1 protein-coding gene is annotated in these 923 nt (G+C 70.5%); it reads left to right on the top strand.

Annotated elements, in window-relative coordinates; all coding sequences use genetic code 11:
- Positions 1–923: FtsK/SpoIIIE domain-containing protein (locus AC5RUJ_RS17280; RefSeq protein WP_494156372.1), on the top strand; the 923-nt coding region annotated here is incomplete at both ends.

The following is a 923-nucleotide window of genomic DNA, read 5'->3' on the forward strand; positions in this document are numbered from 1 at the left end:
GGCCGGCGCGTACCGGGGCGTCCAAGCGCACCACCGGTCCGACCGTCCTGTCCACGCTGATGGCCACCCTGGCCGGATTCCCGCGCGCCGTGGATCCCATCTGGCTGCCGCCGCTGCCGGCGGCGCTGGCTCTGGACACCGCCGCCGGTTCGGTGACCACCACCAGCCAGGGCATCCGGCTCGCCTCCGGCGGCGGGCTGAAGGTCCCGATCGGCCTGCTCGATGACCCGGCCAAACAGTGGCAGGGCGTGTGGGAACTGGACCTGAAGTCGGCGGGCGGCAACGTGGCCATCATCGGCGGGCCGCAGTCGGGCAAGAGCACCGCGCTGCGCACCATCGCGGCCTCGCTGGCCCTGACCCACAGCCCGCAGGAGGTAGGCATCTACTGCGTGGACCTGCTGGGGAACTCGCTGATCCCGCTGGAGGGCCTGCCGCATGTGGGCGGAGTGGCCGTGCGGACCAACCGCGAGGTAGTCCGCCGCACGGTGGAAGAAGTGCTGGCCATGCTCGGCGAGCGTGAGATCGTCTTCGAGAAGTACCAGGTGGATTCGCTGGCCACCCTGCGCAGGCTCTGCGCCCAAGGCAAGATTCCGGAGCTGCCGAGCGCCGACGTCGTGCTGGTCCTGGACGGCTACGGCCTGCTGACCGACGAATTCGAGGACATCGAACCGGCCGTGCACGCGCTGATCGCCCGCGGCGGCGGCTACGGCATCCACGTGGTCACCACCGCCAACCGGCAAAACGAGATCCGGCTGGCCCAGCAGTCCTTCTTCGGCACCAAGATCGAGCTGCGCCTGGCGGATCCGGCAGATTCCTCCTACGGCCGCAAACTGGCCGAGACCATGCCCGCCGACCGGCCGGGCCGCGCGCTGACCGACGCCAGGCTTTTCGGCCACTTCGCGCTCCCGCGCATCGACGGCGTC

The organism is Arthrobacter sp. Y3223164 (genome assembly GCF_059091005.1).